The organism is Archangium sp., assembly GCF_036277355.1.
GTDB lineage: Bacteria > Myxococcota > Myxococcia > Myxococcales > Myxococcaceae > Archangium.
This window is the reverse complement of record NZ_DASUNC010000045.1, coordinates 1-15768: the sequence shown is the minus strand read 5'-3', so window position 1 is coordinate 15768 and position 15768 is coordinate 1. Positions and strand designations below refer to the sequence as shown.

Genomic DNA, 15768 nt, shown 5'->3' with positions numbered 1-15768 from the left:
CCGAGCCGTACGGCGCGCCAGTCGTCCAGGGCCTCCACCAGCCGGGGCATGTCCACCCGCTCCTGGAGGGCCAGGACTTCCCCGGGCGACGTACAGGTGAGGAAGGGCGCCAGCAGTTCGTCACGGCTGGAGGAGAAGTCGGGCCAGCCCGGGGGCACGGCCTGCCCTCCGCACGAGGGCGAGCCTTGGGGGGCAGTCCCCACTCCGGCCAGCTCGGGCGCGGGGGCCTCGCCCGAGCTGGCCAGGGCCGCGTCCGGGCCCAGCCCGCGGGCGCTGCGGCGGCGGTGCAACCGCTCCTGCTCGCCCGTTTCGCCGGAGAAGGCGTGCTCGCCCGCCTCCGTGGAAGCAAGAGGGGCGGGCGTCTCGGGCGCGGGCGTACTGGCCCCCGCTTCTCGCGACATGGAGAACGCGCGGGGGCCCTCGGCGATGCTGCCGCCCTGTCGCGGCGCCAGGGTGACGCAGCCGGTGGAGAGCAGCACGGCGCCCAGCAGCACCGCCCACCTGCGCGCCCACGTCTCAGCGCGCATTGTCCACCCCCAGGCCCAGCGAGGCGAAGGCACCCGGGCGCAATGCCCCGTCCGCCTCCGGAAACAGCAGCGTGCCGCCCTCGGCCAGCGCGTACAGCTTGTGGCCGAAGCGCCAGCGCACCTGGCCCGAGTACAGGTGGCGTGCCCCTGGCTGGCCCAGCCCCAACGCCAGCCCGCTCAGGGCCACTTCCAGGTTGCGGTGGGCCAACTGCGCCGCGAGGCGCCCGTCCACGTCCACCCGGCCCCAGCCAAACACCTCCGCGCCCAGGGAGAGGCACAGGTGGCGTTGCAGCAGCCCGCCCAACCGCACCCCGTCCCAGGCCACCAATGCCTCGGCGTAGGTGGAAAACCCGTTGGGGAAAGGAGTCTGCGCCTGCGGCAGCCCGGAGGGACCCACCGCGCTCAGGCGCCCCAACTCGTAGTCCGGGCCGAAGTACCCCTGGCGGAAGCCCCCGTGCTGCCGCCGCACCTCCAGCCGCAGCTTCATGTCCAGGGCGGCGGAGAGGGCATCCGCCCCCACTCCGACAACCGCACCCCAGGCGCCGCCCACACCGGGGCGGCCTCCCCAACCGCCCAGCACGTGCAACTCGAAGCCCGGGCGCACCACCACCACCGCCGTCCCGTCCAGGTGGGCGAGCGTCACCGGAGGAGAAGCACCTCCGGCCCTGCCCCAGTCATGCACCGCCGACAGCCCCAGGGTGTACCGGCCCCGCTGCCTGGGCGGCCCGGTGAAGAGGTGCTGCAAGTCCACCTCGGCCTGGGCCCCCATGAGACGCGCCCCCAGCACGTCCGAGGCGAAGGCCTCCACGTAGAGGGGGCCCAGGGTGCCGGTGAGGGACGCGCCCGCCGGGTGGTAGTCCGGGTTGGCCCGGTTGGAGTAGCGGCGCACCAGGTGCCCGGAGAGGAGGCTGTAGCCCTCCAGGGCTCCCACCCACAGCCCCACCGGGGCCGTGTCCGAGCCCAGCTTGAGGGCATGCACCAACTGGCCCCAGTCCGACAGGCTGTCCCAGTCCTCCCGGCGCACCAGCCCGGCCCCTACCTCGCCGCCCGCCAGCCGCAGCCGCACCGGGGCGCCCAGGTTGAGGCCCAACGCCTCCCCCTCGGTCACCACCAGCATGGGCGTCAGTTGGGCGTAGCTCTCCACTCCGCCCACGCCGCCGTGTGGCAGCAGCGCCAGCCCGGTGGCCTCCAGGCGCGTCAGGTAGCGCCATCCTCCCGTTGAGGACGCCGGGAGCGGCGGAGGTACGGCCTCCGCGGAAGTGAGGTCGGCCTCTCCTGTCTGGGACAGCAGCAATAGCACCAGCAGTGCGGAAGTCATCGGCGCCTCCAACAGCGGCCCCAGAGACTAGCAGAACTCTCATGAATTCCGGTTAGACGAGACAGAGTGGGCGAAATACTACTTGAAAAGTCAGAATCGTCGTTCCGCTTTCCTATCGCACATTTCGTCAGTTATTTCCTGTGTTGCCGGTGTTTCATCGAGCCAACGCGTGCGCCCATGGCATCAAGCGCGCTGTCGGCCCACCAGCACTCTCGGGCTAGCGGTGCTCTTGCTGCGCGCGTCGGCCCGTCGTGATCAGCGAGAGCCGTCATGAGCACCGGGATGGGCCATCATGCTCAGCGGGCTAATGGGCCCGAGGCCTCCCATTCGCAGGGGGGCAGCCGGTCCATCACCGCACGCGACGATGCAGCCAGTACCCGAGGCGGGCCTGGGGACGCGGATGTGCGCTCGGTCCTTCTGGAGAACGTGACGTTTCCATCGTGGTGCACCGCACGGGGTTCTACCCCTGACAGCTTACCTGATGTGTCCTCCTACCCTCGGCCAACCCCCGGTCTGACGGGGACGTCCGTGGCTCCGTGCAATTCCGGAGCGGAGGCGTGTCACCACCCGACCAGGAAGGGGACCATTTCCACCGGTTCACCGGGGGTCCGGGGACCACTCCAAGCACCGCCCATAGGGAACCTCCTCCAACCACCGGTGGTGCCGGCCCCGGGAGCACCTGTTCGGCTTCCGCTCCCTCACGGTCAGCCGCAACACGCTCCGGTTCCAGGAGCAACTTCGCGGTCGAGCACCCCACCACACACGGCCCTCACCGAGGAGGCGAAGTGCATCTCGGAACCGCTCCCTTGAGGATGGAGCACGGCCCACTGGCTTCGGCGCGCTGTCGGCTCGGGCGGAGAACGGCCCTGAAATCACCGACCGGGTCCCCTGCTACCGGTGATTTCGGTGGAAAGGGGGCTCCATCTCGTCGGCGGCGACAGTGGTGATCCACGAGCACGTGCGGGAGAGGGCCAAGGCGGGCCTCGTCGTGCTGAACGTGGCGGGGAAGGTCATGCCCGCCTCCCTCGTGACCGCTGAGGGCGGGTGTGGGTGCTGCTCGGCCAGGAGTCGTGCTCGCTGCCCCGGCTGTTTCCCTCGCCGTTCGGCGACGTGCGGCTCTTCACCGTCAAGGCCCTGCTGCGCGCCGAGATGGAGTACGTTGAAGCGTGGCGCGTGGGGCGCCGCCGGGCTGGCGCGGCGCTTCGCGGAGAACGGGGAGGCGCACCTCGCGCGCGCCATCCGGCGAGCAGCGGTGTCGCTAGCTGGATAGCGGGGTCGGCGCGCACTCTGGCGAGCCTTGCCTGCCCGCCTCCCGATGTTCCCAGGCACAACGCGTCATCTCCGGCCGCTTGTGGCGGGTGGTCCAAGCCATTCCCCCGCCGCAGCGGGGGGAGATCGTCGTACGCGTCCCATGCTCGAGCTGGCCGGCTCAACGGTTGCCCGGACGGAGGGCACCGCGCCAGCGGCGCATCAGCGGCTTTGACTCGGGTGGCCCGCATGGCCGCTTTGCGTCTCGCGTAGCCGCAGGGGGCAAGGATGCCCCCCGAGCTGCGGACCAGGTACACTCGGCTTCCGCTGCTGGCGGCCACCCGGCATCAGAATCGCGGAACGTCTCACGCGAGCGCCTCAGTCGTCTTCCGCGCGCCTTGACCACACTGTCGCATGGAGGGTGACCTGCACTTGGTAGTCCTCGCGCACCACTACCTCAAAGAGTGGCCTTGCAGCGGCACTTCGAGAGGGACCGGCGTTCCTCTTAGGCACAGGTTGCCTTGGTGGCTTGGAAGCTGGCGCAGCAGCTCGCCTTGTGCCGCGTCCTCCAGGCCTCGGCACCGGCTTTGTTGTGTCTAACGACCACGAGCGCCGGGCGACGACGCAATTGCAGCAAGACTCGTGCCTCTTTCTGGCCATGACGGCCTTCCTTCTCGCCCCGGCCTTGTTGTCGCGTCCATCGAGCTCTCCAGGCCATTGGCGGAGGGAGAGAGGCTCGAATCAGGCGCAAGAAGGCAAGCACCTTCTTGAGCCCAGAACCTTTGTCCGCTTCCGCCGGGAGGGCCCGGCATTGCACTCCGGGAGGGCCCGGAGCTTGTTTCCCCGGATTGCCCGGGGGGCTAGCGCAGCGACGAATTCTCAGCGCCCTTCATGAGTGGGCCGTTGAGATAGTCCGACAGACCTCCAGATGGTCATGGTGAAGACGATGGGCAAGCCCCATCTCCAGAAGCGGACGGGGCCTCACACCGGTTGCGCACCCGGCGGCTGGCCCTGTCACCTTGGTGCGAGTCTGATGAGTTCGAGCAACCCCGCGCGATAGCACCGGGCTGCCTGCATCGCCGCCTATCCTTGGCTTGGGCTACTCCCCCCAGCCGCGATGAACGCCTCCACGCCTGCCGGGTCGATGCGGAGGGCCCCGGACACGCGGATGAACCGAAGTAGCCCACGTGAACAGAGCGAGTAGACGGTCGCGGTGCAGACGGACAGCCGGGCGGCCACCTCCCGGACGGTGAGGAGCCGCGCTCCGGGGCTCGAATGCCGCACCTTGCAAGGGGCTGGAATCGTTGGGGAGTCCCCCCCGCTGGTTCCAGCCCCTTCTTGTCGCGCGGGCCCTTGCGGCACGGATGCGGCAGAGGTCCCCGGTTCCGGTTCGTCCGCCGTTCCCCGCTGGCCTCCTTCCCTGTTTTGACAGGGACTGGATGGAGGTGGAATCCTCCCCTCCGTCCGCTCCCCTGCTCCGAGGTGGGAGCCTGGAGCCCCACTCATGCCTGCAAGTGCCAAGGTCCTGACCTCCGATGCCCCGCGCCTGGGCGCGCAGTTGCAAGAGGAGGGCTACGTCTACCTGCCCGCCATCTTCGAGCCTTCCTTCCTCCGAGCGCTGGAGCGGGAGTGCGATGAGATGGCGGCCCGGTACTACCGGGTGGAGAACCTCGACCGGCACGCGGTGTACCTCAGCGACAACACGCCCACGCGCATCAGCCACGCGATGATGATCAGCGCGGGCCCCAGCCCGCTGCCCACCGTGCCGCTCGAGGGGCTGAAGTCGGTGGAGCACTTCCTGCGCTTCCACGACGAGGTGCTGGGGGCGCTGCTGGGCGCGGACGTGCCGGCCTGGAGCCGCTCCATGCTCAACTGGCAGACGTACTCGAGCGGCAGCAAGCCCGTCACCGAGCACTTCGATGGCGAGTACCTGGACTACCGCAAGAACGAGGATGGCGGCTTCACCCTGCACGAGGGACTGCTGCCCCGGCTGGTGCTCATCCTGACGCTCTCCAACGAGAACGACGGCGAGCTGCAGGGCACGGTGCTGAGGGACACCCGGACGGGGCGGGAGGTGTCTCCGCCCTCCCGGTCCGGGGACGTGCTGGTGTTCGACAACGTGCGCATGCGCCACCGCGTGCCCACCCTGGAGCGGCCCAGGCGCATGGCGGGGCTGCGCAGCTTCGACTTCCGGGCCGTGCACTTCGCGCTCGACGAGGCCAGCTGCCGCCCCGGGGCCAGCTACCGGCGCATGCCCGAGGGGCTCGTCTCCGAGGAGGTGGACGCCGTGGCCGTGCACCAGCAATTCCTGCGGGAGCGCTGGCCCCAGGTGCGCGAGGCGCAGCGGACCGAGGGCGCCCTCTTCTAGCCAGCACCGGGCCCCTGCATGGGCAGGAGGCCGAGCCTGTCATGTCCTACGAGCTGATCCTCTTCGATGCGGATGACACCCTCTTCGACTTCCGCCGGGCCGAGCGGCACGCCTTCGAGGCCATGTTGGCCGAGGTGCTGCGGGAGCGGCCCACGGCCGGCCCGCTCGAGGAGGTGTACGGGCTCTACCAGCGCATCAACCAGCGGGTCTGGGAGGAGTTGGAGCAGGGAGTGCTGCCCAAGGCCCGGCTCAACGCCGAGCGCTTCCACCGGCTGTGGAAGGCGTTGGGGCTGGAGGTGGACGTGGAGCACAGCGGCGCGCGGTACGTGGCGCACCTGTCGCGGTGCTCCTTCCTGCTGGAGGACGCGCTGGAGGCGTGTGTGCGGCTGCGCCAGGAGCTGGGCTGCCGGGTGGGCATCGTCACCAACGGGCTGAGTCAGGTGCAGCGCTCGCGGCTGGAGTGCTCGGCGTTGGCTCCGTGGGTGGATTTCATGGTCGTCTCCGAGGAGTGCGGCCACGCCAAGCCGGACCCGCGCATCTTCGCGTACACCTTCGAGCGCCATCCCCACGCGGCCCCGGAGGCCACGCTGTTCATTGGCGACAGGCTGGAGGCGGACGTGCAGGGCGCCAATGCCTTCGGGTTGGACTCCTGCTGGTTCAACCCCGAGCGGCGGCCCAACCCGACGCCCATCCGTCCGAAGTACGAAATCCACGCGCTGCGTCAGGTGTGCGAGTTGGTGGCGCGAGGCCGGTGAGCTGCCTGCCTGCCGTGGTATGTGCGGGACAGGAGGCCGCCGCTCCCTGGCGCCTCTCGTCCCCCGGTACGAGGAATGACCATGCAGACGATTGAACGCCGGCACCTGCTGTCCCCGGGCGCGAGGATTGGCGGCGAGTGGATCGCCGGCGAGACGCGCTTCGCGGTTCGAGACCCCAGCAACGGCGCGGTCATCGCCGAGGTCGCGGACCTGGGGGCGGACGCGGCGCGCAACGCGGTGGACGCCGCGGCCCGGGCGCTCCCCACCTGGCGGCGCTCCCCCGCCAACGAGCGCAGCCGGCTCATCGAGGCCTGGGCCGGGGCGCTGCTCGAGGCACGCGAGGATCTCGCCCGTCTCCTCACCTGGGAGCAGGGCAAACCGCTGCGGCAGGCCCGGGACGAGCTCAGCCAGGGCGCCGCCAGCCTGAGGTGGTTCGCGGAGGAGAACAGGCGCGCCCAGGGCCACACCCTGCCCGTCAACAACGCGGGCGTGCGCAACCTCACCATCAAACAGCCGGTGGGCGTGGTCACCGCCATCACCCCGTGGAACTTCCCGGCCGCGGCCGTGCTCGTCAAATGCGGTGCCGCCATGGCCGCCGGGTGCACCGTGGTGCTGAAGCCCTCGGAGTTCACCCCCCTCATCGCCCTGGCCGTGGCCCGCCTGGCCGCCGAGGTGGGCATCCCGGCCGGCGTGTTGAACGTGGTCACCTGCTCCAGCGCGGGAGCCGTCGGCGAGGTGTTGACCACGGAGCCGCGAGTCCAGATGGTCTCGTTCACCGGCTCCACGCAGGTGGGCAAGGCCATCATGGGCAAGGCCGCCGGCGGCGTGAAGAAGGTCGCACTGGAGCTGGGCGGCAACGCGCCGTTCATCGTGTTCGAGGACGCCGACCTCGCCCAGGCCGCCGACGCCGCCATTGGCGCGCGGTTCTACAACAGCGGGCAGATCTGCATCGGCGCCAACCGGTTCTTCGTCCAGGACTCCATCTACGAGCGGTTCGTCTCCGAGCTGGCCGCCCGGGTGGCCCGGTTGCGCCTGGGCTCGGGCTTCGAGCCCGACACGGACGTGGGGCCCCTCATCAACGAGCAGGCGGTGGCCAAGGTGGCCTCCCTGGTCGACGAGGCCCGCTCCCAGGGCGCCCGGGCCGTGGTGGGTGGCCAGCGGGCGGCCCGGGGCGGCCTCTTCTACGAGCCGACGGTGCTGCGGGATGTGACCCCGGCCATGGCGCTCTACCGCACGGAAATCTTCGGCCCGGTGGCCCCGGTGTACCGGTTCTCCAGCGAGGACGAGGTCATCGCGCGGGCCAACGAGACCGATGCCGGCCTGTCCGCCTATGTCTATACGTCCCAGGTGGGCCGGCTGTGGCGGATGTCCGAGGAGCTGGAGGCCGGCATGGTGGGGGCCAATACGACGTCGATCTGCGCGCCGGAAGTGCCCTTTGGCGGCATCAAGCACTCGGGCCTTGGCCGCGAGGGCGGCCCCGGCTGCCTGGACGAGTACCTGGAAGTGAAGAGCATCTGCTTTGGATTGTGAGGCCTCGCATGAACCCGGCACGAACCTGCCGTGACACCTGGCGGCTGATGAGCGAGTTGACCCGAGACGGCACGGTGGTCCGCAACTTCCATCAGGACATCCTGATGGATGACTGGCTCATCGAAACCGAGCTGTTCTCCCGGGACGCGCTGGAGGCGTATACCGCGTGGAATCTGGGACGGGAGCTGCGGCCGGAGCAGCAGCGGTGGTTCTCCGAGCAGCGTGGCGGTGCCCAGGGGGACTACCGGGAGGACATGCGCGAGAAGCTCGACAACGTGGTCGATTGCCTCACCCGGTTTCCCGCGTCGAAGCGCGCCGTCATCACCATCCCCAACACCTCACGGCCCCGTCACACCTCCGACGGGGATGCCAAGTGCATGCGGGAGCTCCACTTCCATCTCCACCAGGGCGCGCTGAATGCCACCGTGCTCTTCCGGGCCCAGGCCGCGCTGATCTTCCCCAAGAACATCCACTTCATCGGCGCCCTCATGCAGGAAGTGGGCGCCCGGTTGCCAGGACAGCCCAGGCCAGGGCGCTTGTTCTACCTGGCCTCGGTGCTGGTGGCCGACAGGCAGTGACCCGGATGAATCGAAGTAGCCCACGTGAACAGAGCGAGTAGACGGTCGCAGTGCAAACCGGCAGCCGGGCGGCCACCTCCCGCACGGTGAGCAGCCTCGCTCCAGGGGCCCGACTGGCGCGCCACCCTCTCCGTTGTGACAAAGGGCTTGAACCGTAACGGTTTCCACGGTAGGGAAGCCGCCACGTTTCAGCGCGGTTGTTCCAGCGCAGGTTGTTCGTCGTGACGGCGGCCATAGCTCAACTGGTTAGAGCGCAGGACTGTGACTCCTGAGGTTACCGGTTCGATCCCGGTTGGCCGCCCTTCTCATCCCCCCGCTTTTTGCGCCTATAGCTCAACTGGATAGAGCATCGGCCTTCGAAGCCGAGGGTTGGGGGTTCAAGTCCCTCTGGGCGCGCAGCAGCACCCCCTTGCGAGGGTGCTGCCACGACTCCACTCAGGCCTTGCCGTCCACCGCGGGAACGCGGCAGCGCAGCTCGGCCTCGGTCTCGAGCGCCGCGAGGTTCTCGCGCATCGGCCGGGCCCACTTCGCCTTGGGCTGCTCCATCAGCTTCTCGTGAGCCAGGTCGATCGTCTCGGCCAGCTCCTCGTCGCTGAGCTCGGAGGCCGTCTTTCCCTTGTGCGGACCGAAGGCCACCACCACCGACGAGCTCTTCAGCTTCGCCGGGGCCTCCACCGCCGGGGCCGGCTGCTCGGCGGCCGGAGCGGGCTCGGACGCCTTCTCCCGGGCCACCGCGGGCTCGCGGACCTCCTTGGCGGAGGTGGCCGCGGGACGCGCCTTCACGGACTCGCGGACCGGCTCGGGTTCACGCACGGTCTCCCGGTGCGTCTCCTCCCTGTGCGGCTCCCTGGCCTGAACGGGGGCCGGGGCCGGAGCGTGCTCCTTCTCCTCTCGCGCCTCACGGGGAGCCGTGGGCAGGGGAGGGAAGGACGCCTTCACCGGACCGGGCCGGGCGCCCAGCACCTCGTAGCCGCCGTGCGCCGCCGCGGGCTCGGCCTGCGTGGGCTCGAACTCCTCGGCCGGCATCTCCTCGCGCACGTACAGGCCGCCGAAGGCCTCGGGGTACGCCTTGCGCAGCGCCGCCACGCGCGCGCACTTCTCGATCATCGTCGTGGGAATCTTGGCCCACAGCGGCGTCTGCTGGACGTAGCCCGCGAAGTCCAGCCACACCACCACCGGCAGTTTCCCGTCGCGCACCACGCGCGACCAGGCCCCCACCAGGCTGCCCTTGCGCTTGGCCGGGTTGAAGCGGTGCACCACCTCGCCCTTGCCCTGGTCCACGATGATCTCATCCTCGGCGTACACCGCACTCGCCTGGATGCCCTTGAAGTCCGGGAAGCGCTCCGCGCGCGCCAGCATCCCCGCTTCCGAGGGCTGGAACTCGTAGCGCGTCACCCAGTTGGGCTTCTCCCGGTTGCCCGCGTTCTGCCGCCGGGCCACGCAGAAGGCCTCCTTCAGCAACGGGTCCAACCCGGAGCGCTTGCACTGCTCGATGAAGAGGGCGAACTCGTCCTCCCCGATGCCTCGGGGGCAGATGGTCCGCTTGATGAGTTCCACGCGCTCGGGGCTCCACTGGCCCTGCGCGGTTTCCGCCTTGTTGTGTGCTTCCATGCCGCTGCTCTGTCTCCGCCTGCGAAAAGGGCGAACGACCTCCGTCCGCCCGCACCTCGGGGAGGATTCAACCCTGGACGGCGTGCGTTGGCATCCCGATACTGAACATCCGTCCAGCGCCAGCTCGGAGGGCAGACAGGCTCGGCTCAGAGGCTCTGGAGGGGTTGCGCGGGGGTCCGAAAAAAAGCATTTGACGTGGACCGCGTCGCACCGTACAAGCCGTCCCCGTCGACGCGCGGTGACGAACGGCGCGGCGCACAAGAGTCGGGAGCGTAGCTCAATTGGTAGAGCAATGGACTCTTAATCCATAGGTTGTGGGTTCGATTCCCTCCGCTCTCAACAGACCGGGGCCCCTTCAGCGATGAGGGGGCCCCGGTTCCTTTTTGGGGTCCTGGATTGCCGTGCGCCGGAGCCCCGTTTTCGGGTTAGAACGCACGGTCAGCCCCCGGGCGGGTGGCGAAACTGGTAGACGCGCCAGACTTAGGATCTGGTACCGCAAGGTGTGAGGGTTCGAGTCCCTCCTCGCCCACTCCGGCCATTTCGCGTTGACCGGATCGGACCTATCTCCTAAACGCGCACGTCCCACATCTTTCAGTTCTTCACCCATTCGACACGCCGGCCGTGCCCGGCGCGAGCGAGGCATCCCCATGAAGGTCCAGATCGAGGAGCTCTCTCCCATCGAGAAGAAGCTCTCCATCGAGGTCGAGAACTCCCGCGTGACCGAGGAGCTCACCCGGGCGTACAACGCGCTCGGCAAGCAGGTGAAGCTGCCCGGCTTCCGGCAGGGCAAGGTTCCCCGCCGCATCCTCGAGCAGCGCTACCGGGAGCAGGTGGAGGACGAGGTCATCCAGCGCGTGATGCAGAACGCCTGGCAGGAGGCCGCCCGGGAGCACAAGGTGGAGGCTGTGGCCTCGCCTCAGGTGACCAAAAACTCCGGCCTCAAGGCCGACGCCCCCTTCTCCTTCGAGGCCCGCGTCGAGGTGAAGCCCAAGGTGGAGGCCAAGGACTACCAGGGTCTGCCCCTCACCCGTTCCTCCACCCAGGTGGAGGACAAGGAGGTGGACGACCGCCTGACCCAGCTGCGGGAGAGCATGGCCCGGCTGGAGAACATCGAGGGCCGTGACACGGCGCAGATGGGCGACTTCGCCAGCGTGGACTACGTGGCCACCGTGGACGGCAAGGAGTTCCCCGGCAGCAAGGCCGACGACGTGACGGTGGAGCTGGCCGCTGGCGAGCTGGTCGAGTCCAACGTGGCCGCCCTCGAGGGCACCAAGGTCGGCGAGGCCAAGGATGTCGACTACACCTTCCCCGCCGACTACCGGGTGGAGGACGTCAAGGGCAAGACGGCCCGCTTCAAGTTCACCCTCAAGGGCCTGAAGAAGAAGGTCGTCCCCGAGCTGAATGACGACTTCGCCAAGGAGACGGGCGAGGCCCAGACGATGGACGAGCTGCGCGGGAAGATCCGCGCGGACCTGGAGCAGGGCAAGCGCAACAAGGCCCAGGCCGACGAGCGCGCCGCCCTCCTCAAGGCCCTCATCGAGCGCAACACCTTCGAGGTGCCCAAGGCGATGGTGGAGCGCACCATCGACAACATGCTGGAGAACCGGCTGCGCGCCATGGCCCGCATGGGCATGGACCCGCGCCAGCTCAACCTGGACTTCGCCCGGCTGCGCGAGGACCTGCGGGAGGAGGCCACCCAGGAGGTGAAGGGGGCGCTGCTCATCGAGGCCATTGCTCAGAAGGAGAACATCCAGACCAGCGACGCCGACGTGGAGAAGAAGCTCGAGGAGCTGGCCAAGGAGGCCAGGCAGGACATCTCCGTCGTCCGCAAGTACTTCAAGGGCCCCAACGAGCGCGAGGGGTTGAGCCTCCGACTTCGCGAAGAAAAGACGATTGAATTCCTGAAGGGTCAGGCGAAGTATTCCTAGGAGTTCTTCTTCCTTCGACCCTTCACGAGGTTGTCATGCCCTTCATGCCCGTTCCCTACGTCATCGAGCAGACCCACCGCGGGGAGCGCTCGTACGACATCTACAGCCGGCTCCTGAAGGACCGGATCGTCATGTTGGGAACGGAGATCGACGATGACGTCGCCAACGTCATCGTCGCCCAGCTCCTGTTCCTGGAGTCCGAGGACCCGGACAAGGACATCAACCTCTACATCAACTCGCCCGGTGGTTCCGTGACGGCCGGTCTGGCCATCTACGACACCATGCAGTACGTGAAACCGCAGGTGTCCACCATCTGCGTGGGCCAGGCGGCGTCCATGGGCGCGGTGCTGCTGCTGGCCGGGGCCAAGGGCAAGCGCTACGCCCTGCCCAGCTCGCGCATCATGATCCACCAGCCGCTGGGCGGGGTGCGCGGGCAGGCCACGGACATCGAGATCCAGGCCAAGGAAATCCTCCGCATGCGGGCCAAGCTCAACGAGCTCATCGTCAAGCACACCGGCCAGCCGATCGAGCGTGTGGAGAAGGACACGGATCGCGACTACTTCATGGGGGCGGCGGAGGCCAAGGCGTACGGCATCCTCGACGAGGTGCAGAACCCCCGGAAGGTACTGACGCCGCCCTCGGGCGAGCGCAAGTAGGCGCCCCCTGGCGGGGCATACGGGCCGGAGCCGCGGGGAATGATGCACCGCGTCTCCGGCTTCTGTTTTCTGCGCCTGTCATCCTGGGTTGTTAAGTACCCAGCAGGTGCGTGGACGTCCCGGACAGGGGCTGACTAGATTGGTTTCAAGGCAGGGGGGCGGGCCGGTTGGGGAGCGCACCTCCAGGCAGTTGCAGCGAGGGCCATACATGGCGGGTAAGAACGTGGAGAAGCGAGACAACCAGTCCCTCTGCTGTTCGTTCTGCGGCAAGTCGCAGAAAGAGGTGAAGAAGCTCATCGCGGGACCGACGGTCTACATCTGCGACGAGTGCATCGGACTGTGCAACGACATCATCGCGGAGGAGATCGACCGCGAGGAGACCAAGGACACGAAGCTGCGCATTCCGCGGCCCAGTGAGATCAAGGCCATCCTCGATGAGTACGTGATCGGCCAGGAGCGGGCGAAGAAGACGCTCTCGGTGGCGGTGCACAACCACTACAAGCGCATCGAGTCCAAGGTGGCCATGGACGACGTGGAGCTGCAGAAGAGCAACATCCTTCTGCTGGGCCCCACGGGCAGTGGCAAGACGCTGCTGGCGCAGACGCTGGCGCGCATCCTCAACGTGCCCTTCACCATCGCGGACGCCACGTGCCTCACCGAGGCCGGCTACGTGGGTGAGGACGTCGAGAACATCATCGTCAACCTGCTCCAGGCCGCCGACCACGACATCGAGCGGGCCCAGCGCGGCATCGTCTACATCGACGAGATCGACAAGATCGCCCGCAAGTCGGAGAACCCGTCCATCACCCGCGACGTGTCGGGCGAGGGCGTGCAGCAGGCGCTGCTGAAGATCATCGAGGGCACCGTCGCCAACGTGCCGCCGAAGGGGGGCCGCAAGCACCCGCAGCAGGAGTTCCTGCAGGTGGACACCCGGCACATCCTGTTCATCGTCGGCGGCGCCTTCGCCGGACTGGAGAAGATCATCCAGAAGCGCTCGCAGAAGAGCGGCATTGGTTTCGTCGCCGACGTGCGGAGCACGGAAGACGCGCCCATCGGCCAGTTGCTCACCGACGTGGAGCCCGAGGACCTCATCCGGTTCGGGCTGATCCCGGAGTTCGTCGGCCGCCTGCCCGTCGTCGCGACGCTGGAGGAACTCGACGAAGCCGCGCTCATCAGCATCCTGGTCGAGCCCAAGAATGCGCTGACCAAGCAGTATCGCCTGCTGTTCGAGATGGAAGGCGCGGAACTCGAGTTCCGGGAAGACGCCCTGCGTGCCGTGGCACAGCGCGCCATGCAGAGAAAGACCGGCGCCCGTGGCCTGCGCACGATCCTGGAGAACATCCTCGTGGACACGATGTACGACCTGCCGTCGCTGCGGAACGCCCGCAAGGTCGTCATCGACGAAGCCGTGGTGACTGGCGAGACGAAGCCGTACATCATCTTTGAGTCCGAGGAGACTGCGCCCCTGCGGGCCGTTCAGGAGGAACGGAGAGCGGCGGGTTCGGGCAGCAACTAGGCTGCCGCCACGGGACCGGAGAGGCGCCACGCCCCGTCTGCGTGACCCCGCCTGCTTGAGTCTGCTGCGCCGACCGGCCCCCGGAGGGGGCGGCGGGACTCTGATGCAAGGAGAGAATGATGTCTGACGCCGATACGCAGCACCGCCTGAACGTCCCCATCCTGCCGCTGCGGGACGTGGTCGTTTACCCGCACATGGTCATTCCCCTGTTTGTCGGCCGCGCACGGTCGATCCAGGCGCTGGACGAGGCGATGCAGGCCGGCAAGCAGATCCTGCTGGTGGCCCAGAAGCAGGCCGATGTCGACGAGCCTTCCCTGGAGGACATCTACCGGGTCGGGACGCTCGCCACGATCCTGCAGCTCCTGAAGCTGCCGGATGGCACCGTGAAGGTCCTCGTCGAAGGCGGCACGCGGGCCAACCTCACCAAGACCCGCGGCGCCGAGTTCTTCTCCGCCGACATCACCCTCGTGGAGGACCAGCTCGACGTCACGACACGCGAAGCGGACGTGCTCAAGCGGTCACTGATTTCCCAGTTCGAGAACTACGTCAAGCTGAATCGCAAGGTGCCGCCCGAGATCCTGACCTCCCTCGCCGGCATCGATCAGCCCGGGCGGCTCGCCGATACCGTGGCCGCCCACATGGCGCTGAAGCTCGAGCAGAAGCAGAAGGTGCTCGAGATCGAGACCGTCCGCGAGCGGCTCGAGCACGTGATGACGCTCATCGAGACCGAGATCGACATGCTGCAGATCGAGAAGCGGATCCGTGGTCGCGTCAAGCAGCAGATGGAGAAGAGCCAGCGCGAGTACTACCTGAACGAGCAGATGAAGGCGATCCAGAAGGAGCTCGGGGACATGGAAGATGCCCCGAACGAGATCGCCGAGCTCGAGCAGCGCATCGTGCGCGCCGGGATGCCGCAGGAAGCCCGCGACAAGGCCATGTCGGAGCTGAACAAGCTCAAGTTGATGTCGCCCATGTCGGCCGAGGCAACCGTGGTGCGGAATTATGTGGACTGGTTGCTGAAGGCGCCGTGGCGCAAGCGCACGCGCGTGAATCAGGAACTGGGCGAAGCGGAGCAGGTGCTCGAGAAGGATCACTTCGGCCTCGACAAGGTCAAGGAGCGCATCCTCGAGTACCTGGCCGTCCAGCAGCGCGTCAAGAAGCTCAAGGGCCCTATTCTCTGTCTCGTGGGGCCGCCGGGCGTGGGCAAGACCTCCCTCGGGCAAAGCATTGCCCGCGCCACCAATCGCAAGTTCGTGCGCATGTCCCTGGGTGGCGTGCGTGACGAGGCCGAGATCCGCGGCCACCGGCGCACCTATATCGGTTCGATGCCGGGCAAGATCGTGCAAAACCTGGCGAAGACGGGGGTCCGTAATCCGCTGTTCCTCCTCGATGAAGTGGACAAGATGTCCACCGACTTCCGCGGCGACCCGTCGTCGGCGCTGCTCGAGGTGCTCGATCCCGAGCAGAACAGTACCTTCGTCGATCATTACGTCGAGGTGGAATACGACCTCTCCGACGTGATGTTCGTCGCGACGGCTAATACGCTGAATATTCCCGAGCCGCTGCTGGACCGCATGGAGATCATCCATGTTTCCAGTTACATGGAAGAAGAGAAGATCAACATCGCCAACCGCTATCTGGTACCCAAGGCGCAGAAGAACAACGGCCTCAAGCCGGAGGACATCAGCATCTCGGAAAGCGCGCTGCGCGACATCGTGCGCTATTACGTGCGC

The 15768-nt window shown here is 67.8% G+C and carries 11 protein-coding genes, 4 tRNA genes and 1 pseudogene; 12 read left to right on the top strand and 4 right to left on the bottom strand.

Translation table 11 applies throughout. From position 1 onward, the window contains the following. From VFZ09_RS11340 to VFZ09_RS11330, 3 genes and pseudogenes are all read right to left on the bottom strand, one after another. Positions 1-527, bottom strand: a pseudogene (locus VFZ09_RS11340) (hypothetical protein); the annotation flags it as partial. Continuing rightward, positions 517-1845: a hypothetical protein gene (locus VFZ09_RS11335; protein WP_329727541.1), complete on the bottom strand. Its 1329-nt coding sequence runs from the start codon at positions 1843-1845 to the stop codon at positions 517-519. The pseudogene VFZ09_RS11340 and the gene VFZ09_RS11335, both read right to left, overlap by 11 nt. Positions 1846-4176: 2331 nt before the next feature. Continuing rightward, positions 4177-4599, bottom strand: coding sequence for a helix-turn-helix domain-containing protein (locus tag VFZ09_RS11330; RefSeq protein WP_329727542.1), 423 nt, complete (start codon positions 4597-4599; stop codon positions 4177-4179). Between VFZ09_RS11330 and VFZ09_RS11325 the strand changes: the two genes are divergently transcribed. The 6 genes from VFZ09_RS11325 to VFZ09_RS11300 all read left to right on the top strand — a co-directional run bounded on the left by VFZ09_RS11325 (position 4598) and on the right by VFZ09_RS11300 (position 8720). Next, positions 4598-5461: a hypothetical protein gene (locus VFZ09_RS11325; RefSeq protein ID WP_329727540.1), complete on the top strand. Its 864-nt coding sequence runs from the start codon at positions 4598-4600 to the stop codon at positions 5459-5461. The two genes, VFZ09_RS11330 and VFZ09_RS11325, sit on opposite strands and share 2 nt — an antisense overlap. A gap of 41 nt (positions 5462-5502) precedes the next feature. Further along, entirely contained in the window at positions 5503-6216 is a 714-nt protein-coding gene (locus tag VFZ09_RS11320) for a YjjG family noncanonical pyrimidine nucleotidase (protein ID WP_329727539.1), read from the top strand. A gap of 81 nt (positions 6217-6297) precedes the next feature. Continuing rightward, on the top strand, positions 6298-7746 hold the full coding sequence (locus VFZ09_RS11315) for an NAD-dependent succinate-semialdehyde dehydrogenase (RefSeq protein WP_329727538.1): 1449 nt from the start codon (positions 6298-6300) through the stop codon (positions 7744-7746). A gap of 8 nt (positions 7747-7754) precedes the next feature. Continuing rightward, positions 7755-8324 carry a hypothetical protein gene (locus tag VFZ09_RS11310; protein WP_329727537.1) on the top strand — a complete coding sequence of 190 codons (570 nt, stop codon included), beginning with the start codon at positions 7755-7757 and terminating at the stop codon, positions 8322-8324. Positions 8325-8551: 227 nt separating this feature from the next. Continuing rightward, positions 8552-8625, top strand: a tRNA-His gene (locus tag VFZ09_RS11305). A 21-nt stretch (positions 8626-8646) separates the two neighbouring features. After that, positions 8647-8720 (top strand) — tRNA-Arg (locus VFZ09_RS11300). Positions 8721-8759: 39 nt separating this feature from the next. On the opposite strand, the gene bet is transcribed toward VFZ09_RS11300, so the two are convergent. After that, the gene (gene bet / locus VFZ09_RS11295) at positions 8760-9935 is read right to left on the bottom strand and encodes a phage recombination protein Bet (protein ID WP_329727536.1); all 1176 of its coding nucleotides are present in this window, start codon (positions 9933-9935) and stop codon (positions 8760-8762) included. Between the two features lie 266 nt (positions 9936-10201). Here bet and VFZ09_RS11290 point away from each other — a divergent pair. The 6 genes from VFZ09_RS11290 to lon all read left to right on the top strand — a co-directional run. Next, positions 10202-10274 (top strand) — tRNA-Lys (locus VFZ09_RS11290). 108 nt (positions 10275-10382) lie between these two features. Continuing rightward, positions 10383-10464 (top strand) — tRNA-Leu (locus tag VFZ09_RS11285). Between the two features lie 118 nt (positions 10465-10582). Beyond that, the gene (gene tig / locus VFZ09_RS11280) at positions 10583-11863 is read left to right on the top strand and encodes a trigger factor (RefSeq protein ID WP_329727535.1); all 1281 of its coding nucleotides are present in this window, start codon (positions 10583-10585) and stop codon (positions 11861-11863) included. Positions 11864-11898: 35 nt separating this feature from the next. Further along, positions 11899-12519, top strand: coding sequence for an ATP-dependent Clp endopeptidase proteolytic subunit ClpP (gene clpP / locus VFZ09_RS11275; protein WP_329727534.1), 621 nt, complete (start codon positions 11899-11901; stop codon positions 12517-12519). Positions 12520-12727: 208 nt separating this feature from the next. Next, positions 12728-14035: an ATP-dependent Clp protease ATP-binding subunit ClpX gene (gene clpX / locus VFZ09_RS11270; RefSeq protein WP_329727533.1), complete on the top strand. Its 1308-nt coding sequence runs from the start codon at positions 12728-12730 to the stop codon at positions 14033-14035. 119 nt (positions 14036-14154) lie between these two features. Beyond that, positions 14155-15768, top strand: a 1614-nt coding sequence (lon, locus tag VFZ09_RS11265) for an endopeptidase La (protein WP_349257905.1), incomplete at its 3' end; no start/stop codon positions are given.

Excerpts from the sequence above, each read along its gene's own strand:
- VFZ09_RS11330 (WP_329727542.1), bottom strand. The coding sequence starts at position 4,599 with ATGAGTGGGGCTCCAGGCTCCCACCTCGGAGCAGGGGAGCGGACGGAG.
- VFZ09_RS11310 (WP_329727537.1), top strand. The coding sequence starts at position 7,755 with ATGAACCCGGCACGAACCTGCCGTGACACCTGGCGGCTGATGAGCGAG.
- clpX (WP_329727533.1), top strand. The coding sequence starts at position 12,728 with ATGGCGGGTAAGAACGTGGAGAAGCGAGACAACCAGTCCCTCTGCTGT.
- tig (WP_329727535.1), top strand. The coding sequence starts at position 10,583 with ATGAAGGTCCAGATCGAGGAGCTCTCTCCCATCGAGAAGAAGCTCTCC.
- VFZ09_RS11325 (WP_329727540.1), top strand. The coding sequence starts at position 4,598 with ATGCCTGCAAGTGCCAAGGTCCTGACCTCCGATGCCCCGCGCCTGGGC.
- clpP (WP_329727534.1), top strand. The coding sequence starts at position 11,899 with ATGCCCTTCATGCCCGTTCCCTACGTCATCGAGCAGACCCACCGCGGG.
- VFZ09_RS11335 (WP_329727541.1), bottom strand. The coding sequence starts at position 1,845 with ATGACTTCCGCACTGCTGGTGCTATTGCTGCTGTCCCAGACAGGAGAG.
- VFZ09_RS11320 (WP_329727539.1), top strand. The coding sequence starts at position 5,503 with ATGTCCTACGAGCTGATCCTCTTCGATGCGGATGACACCCTCTTCGAC.
- bet (WP_329727536.1), bottom strand. The coding sequence starts at position 9,935 with ATGGAAGCACACAACAAGGCGGAAACCGCGCAGGGCCAGTGGAGCCCC.
- VFZ09_RS11315 (WP_329727538.1), top strand. The coding sequence starts at position 6,298 with ATGCAGACGATTGAACGCCGGCACCTGCTGTCCCCGGGCGCGAGGATT.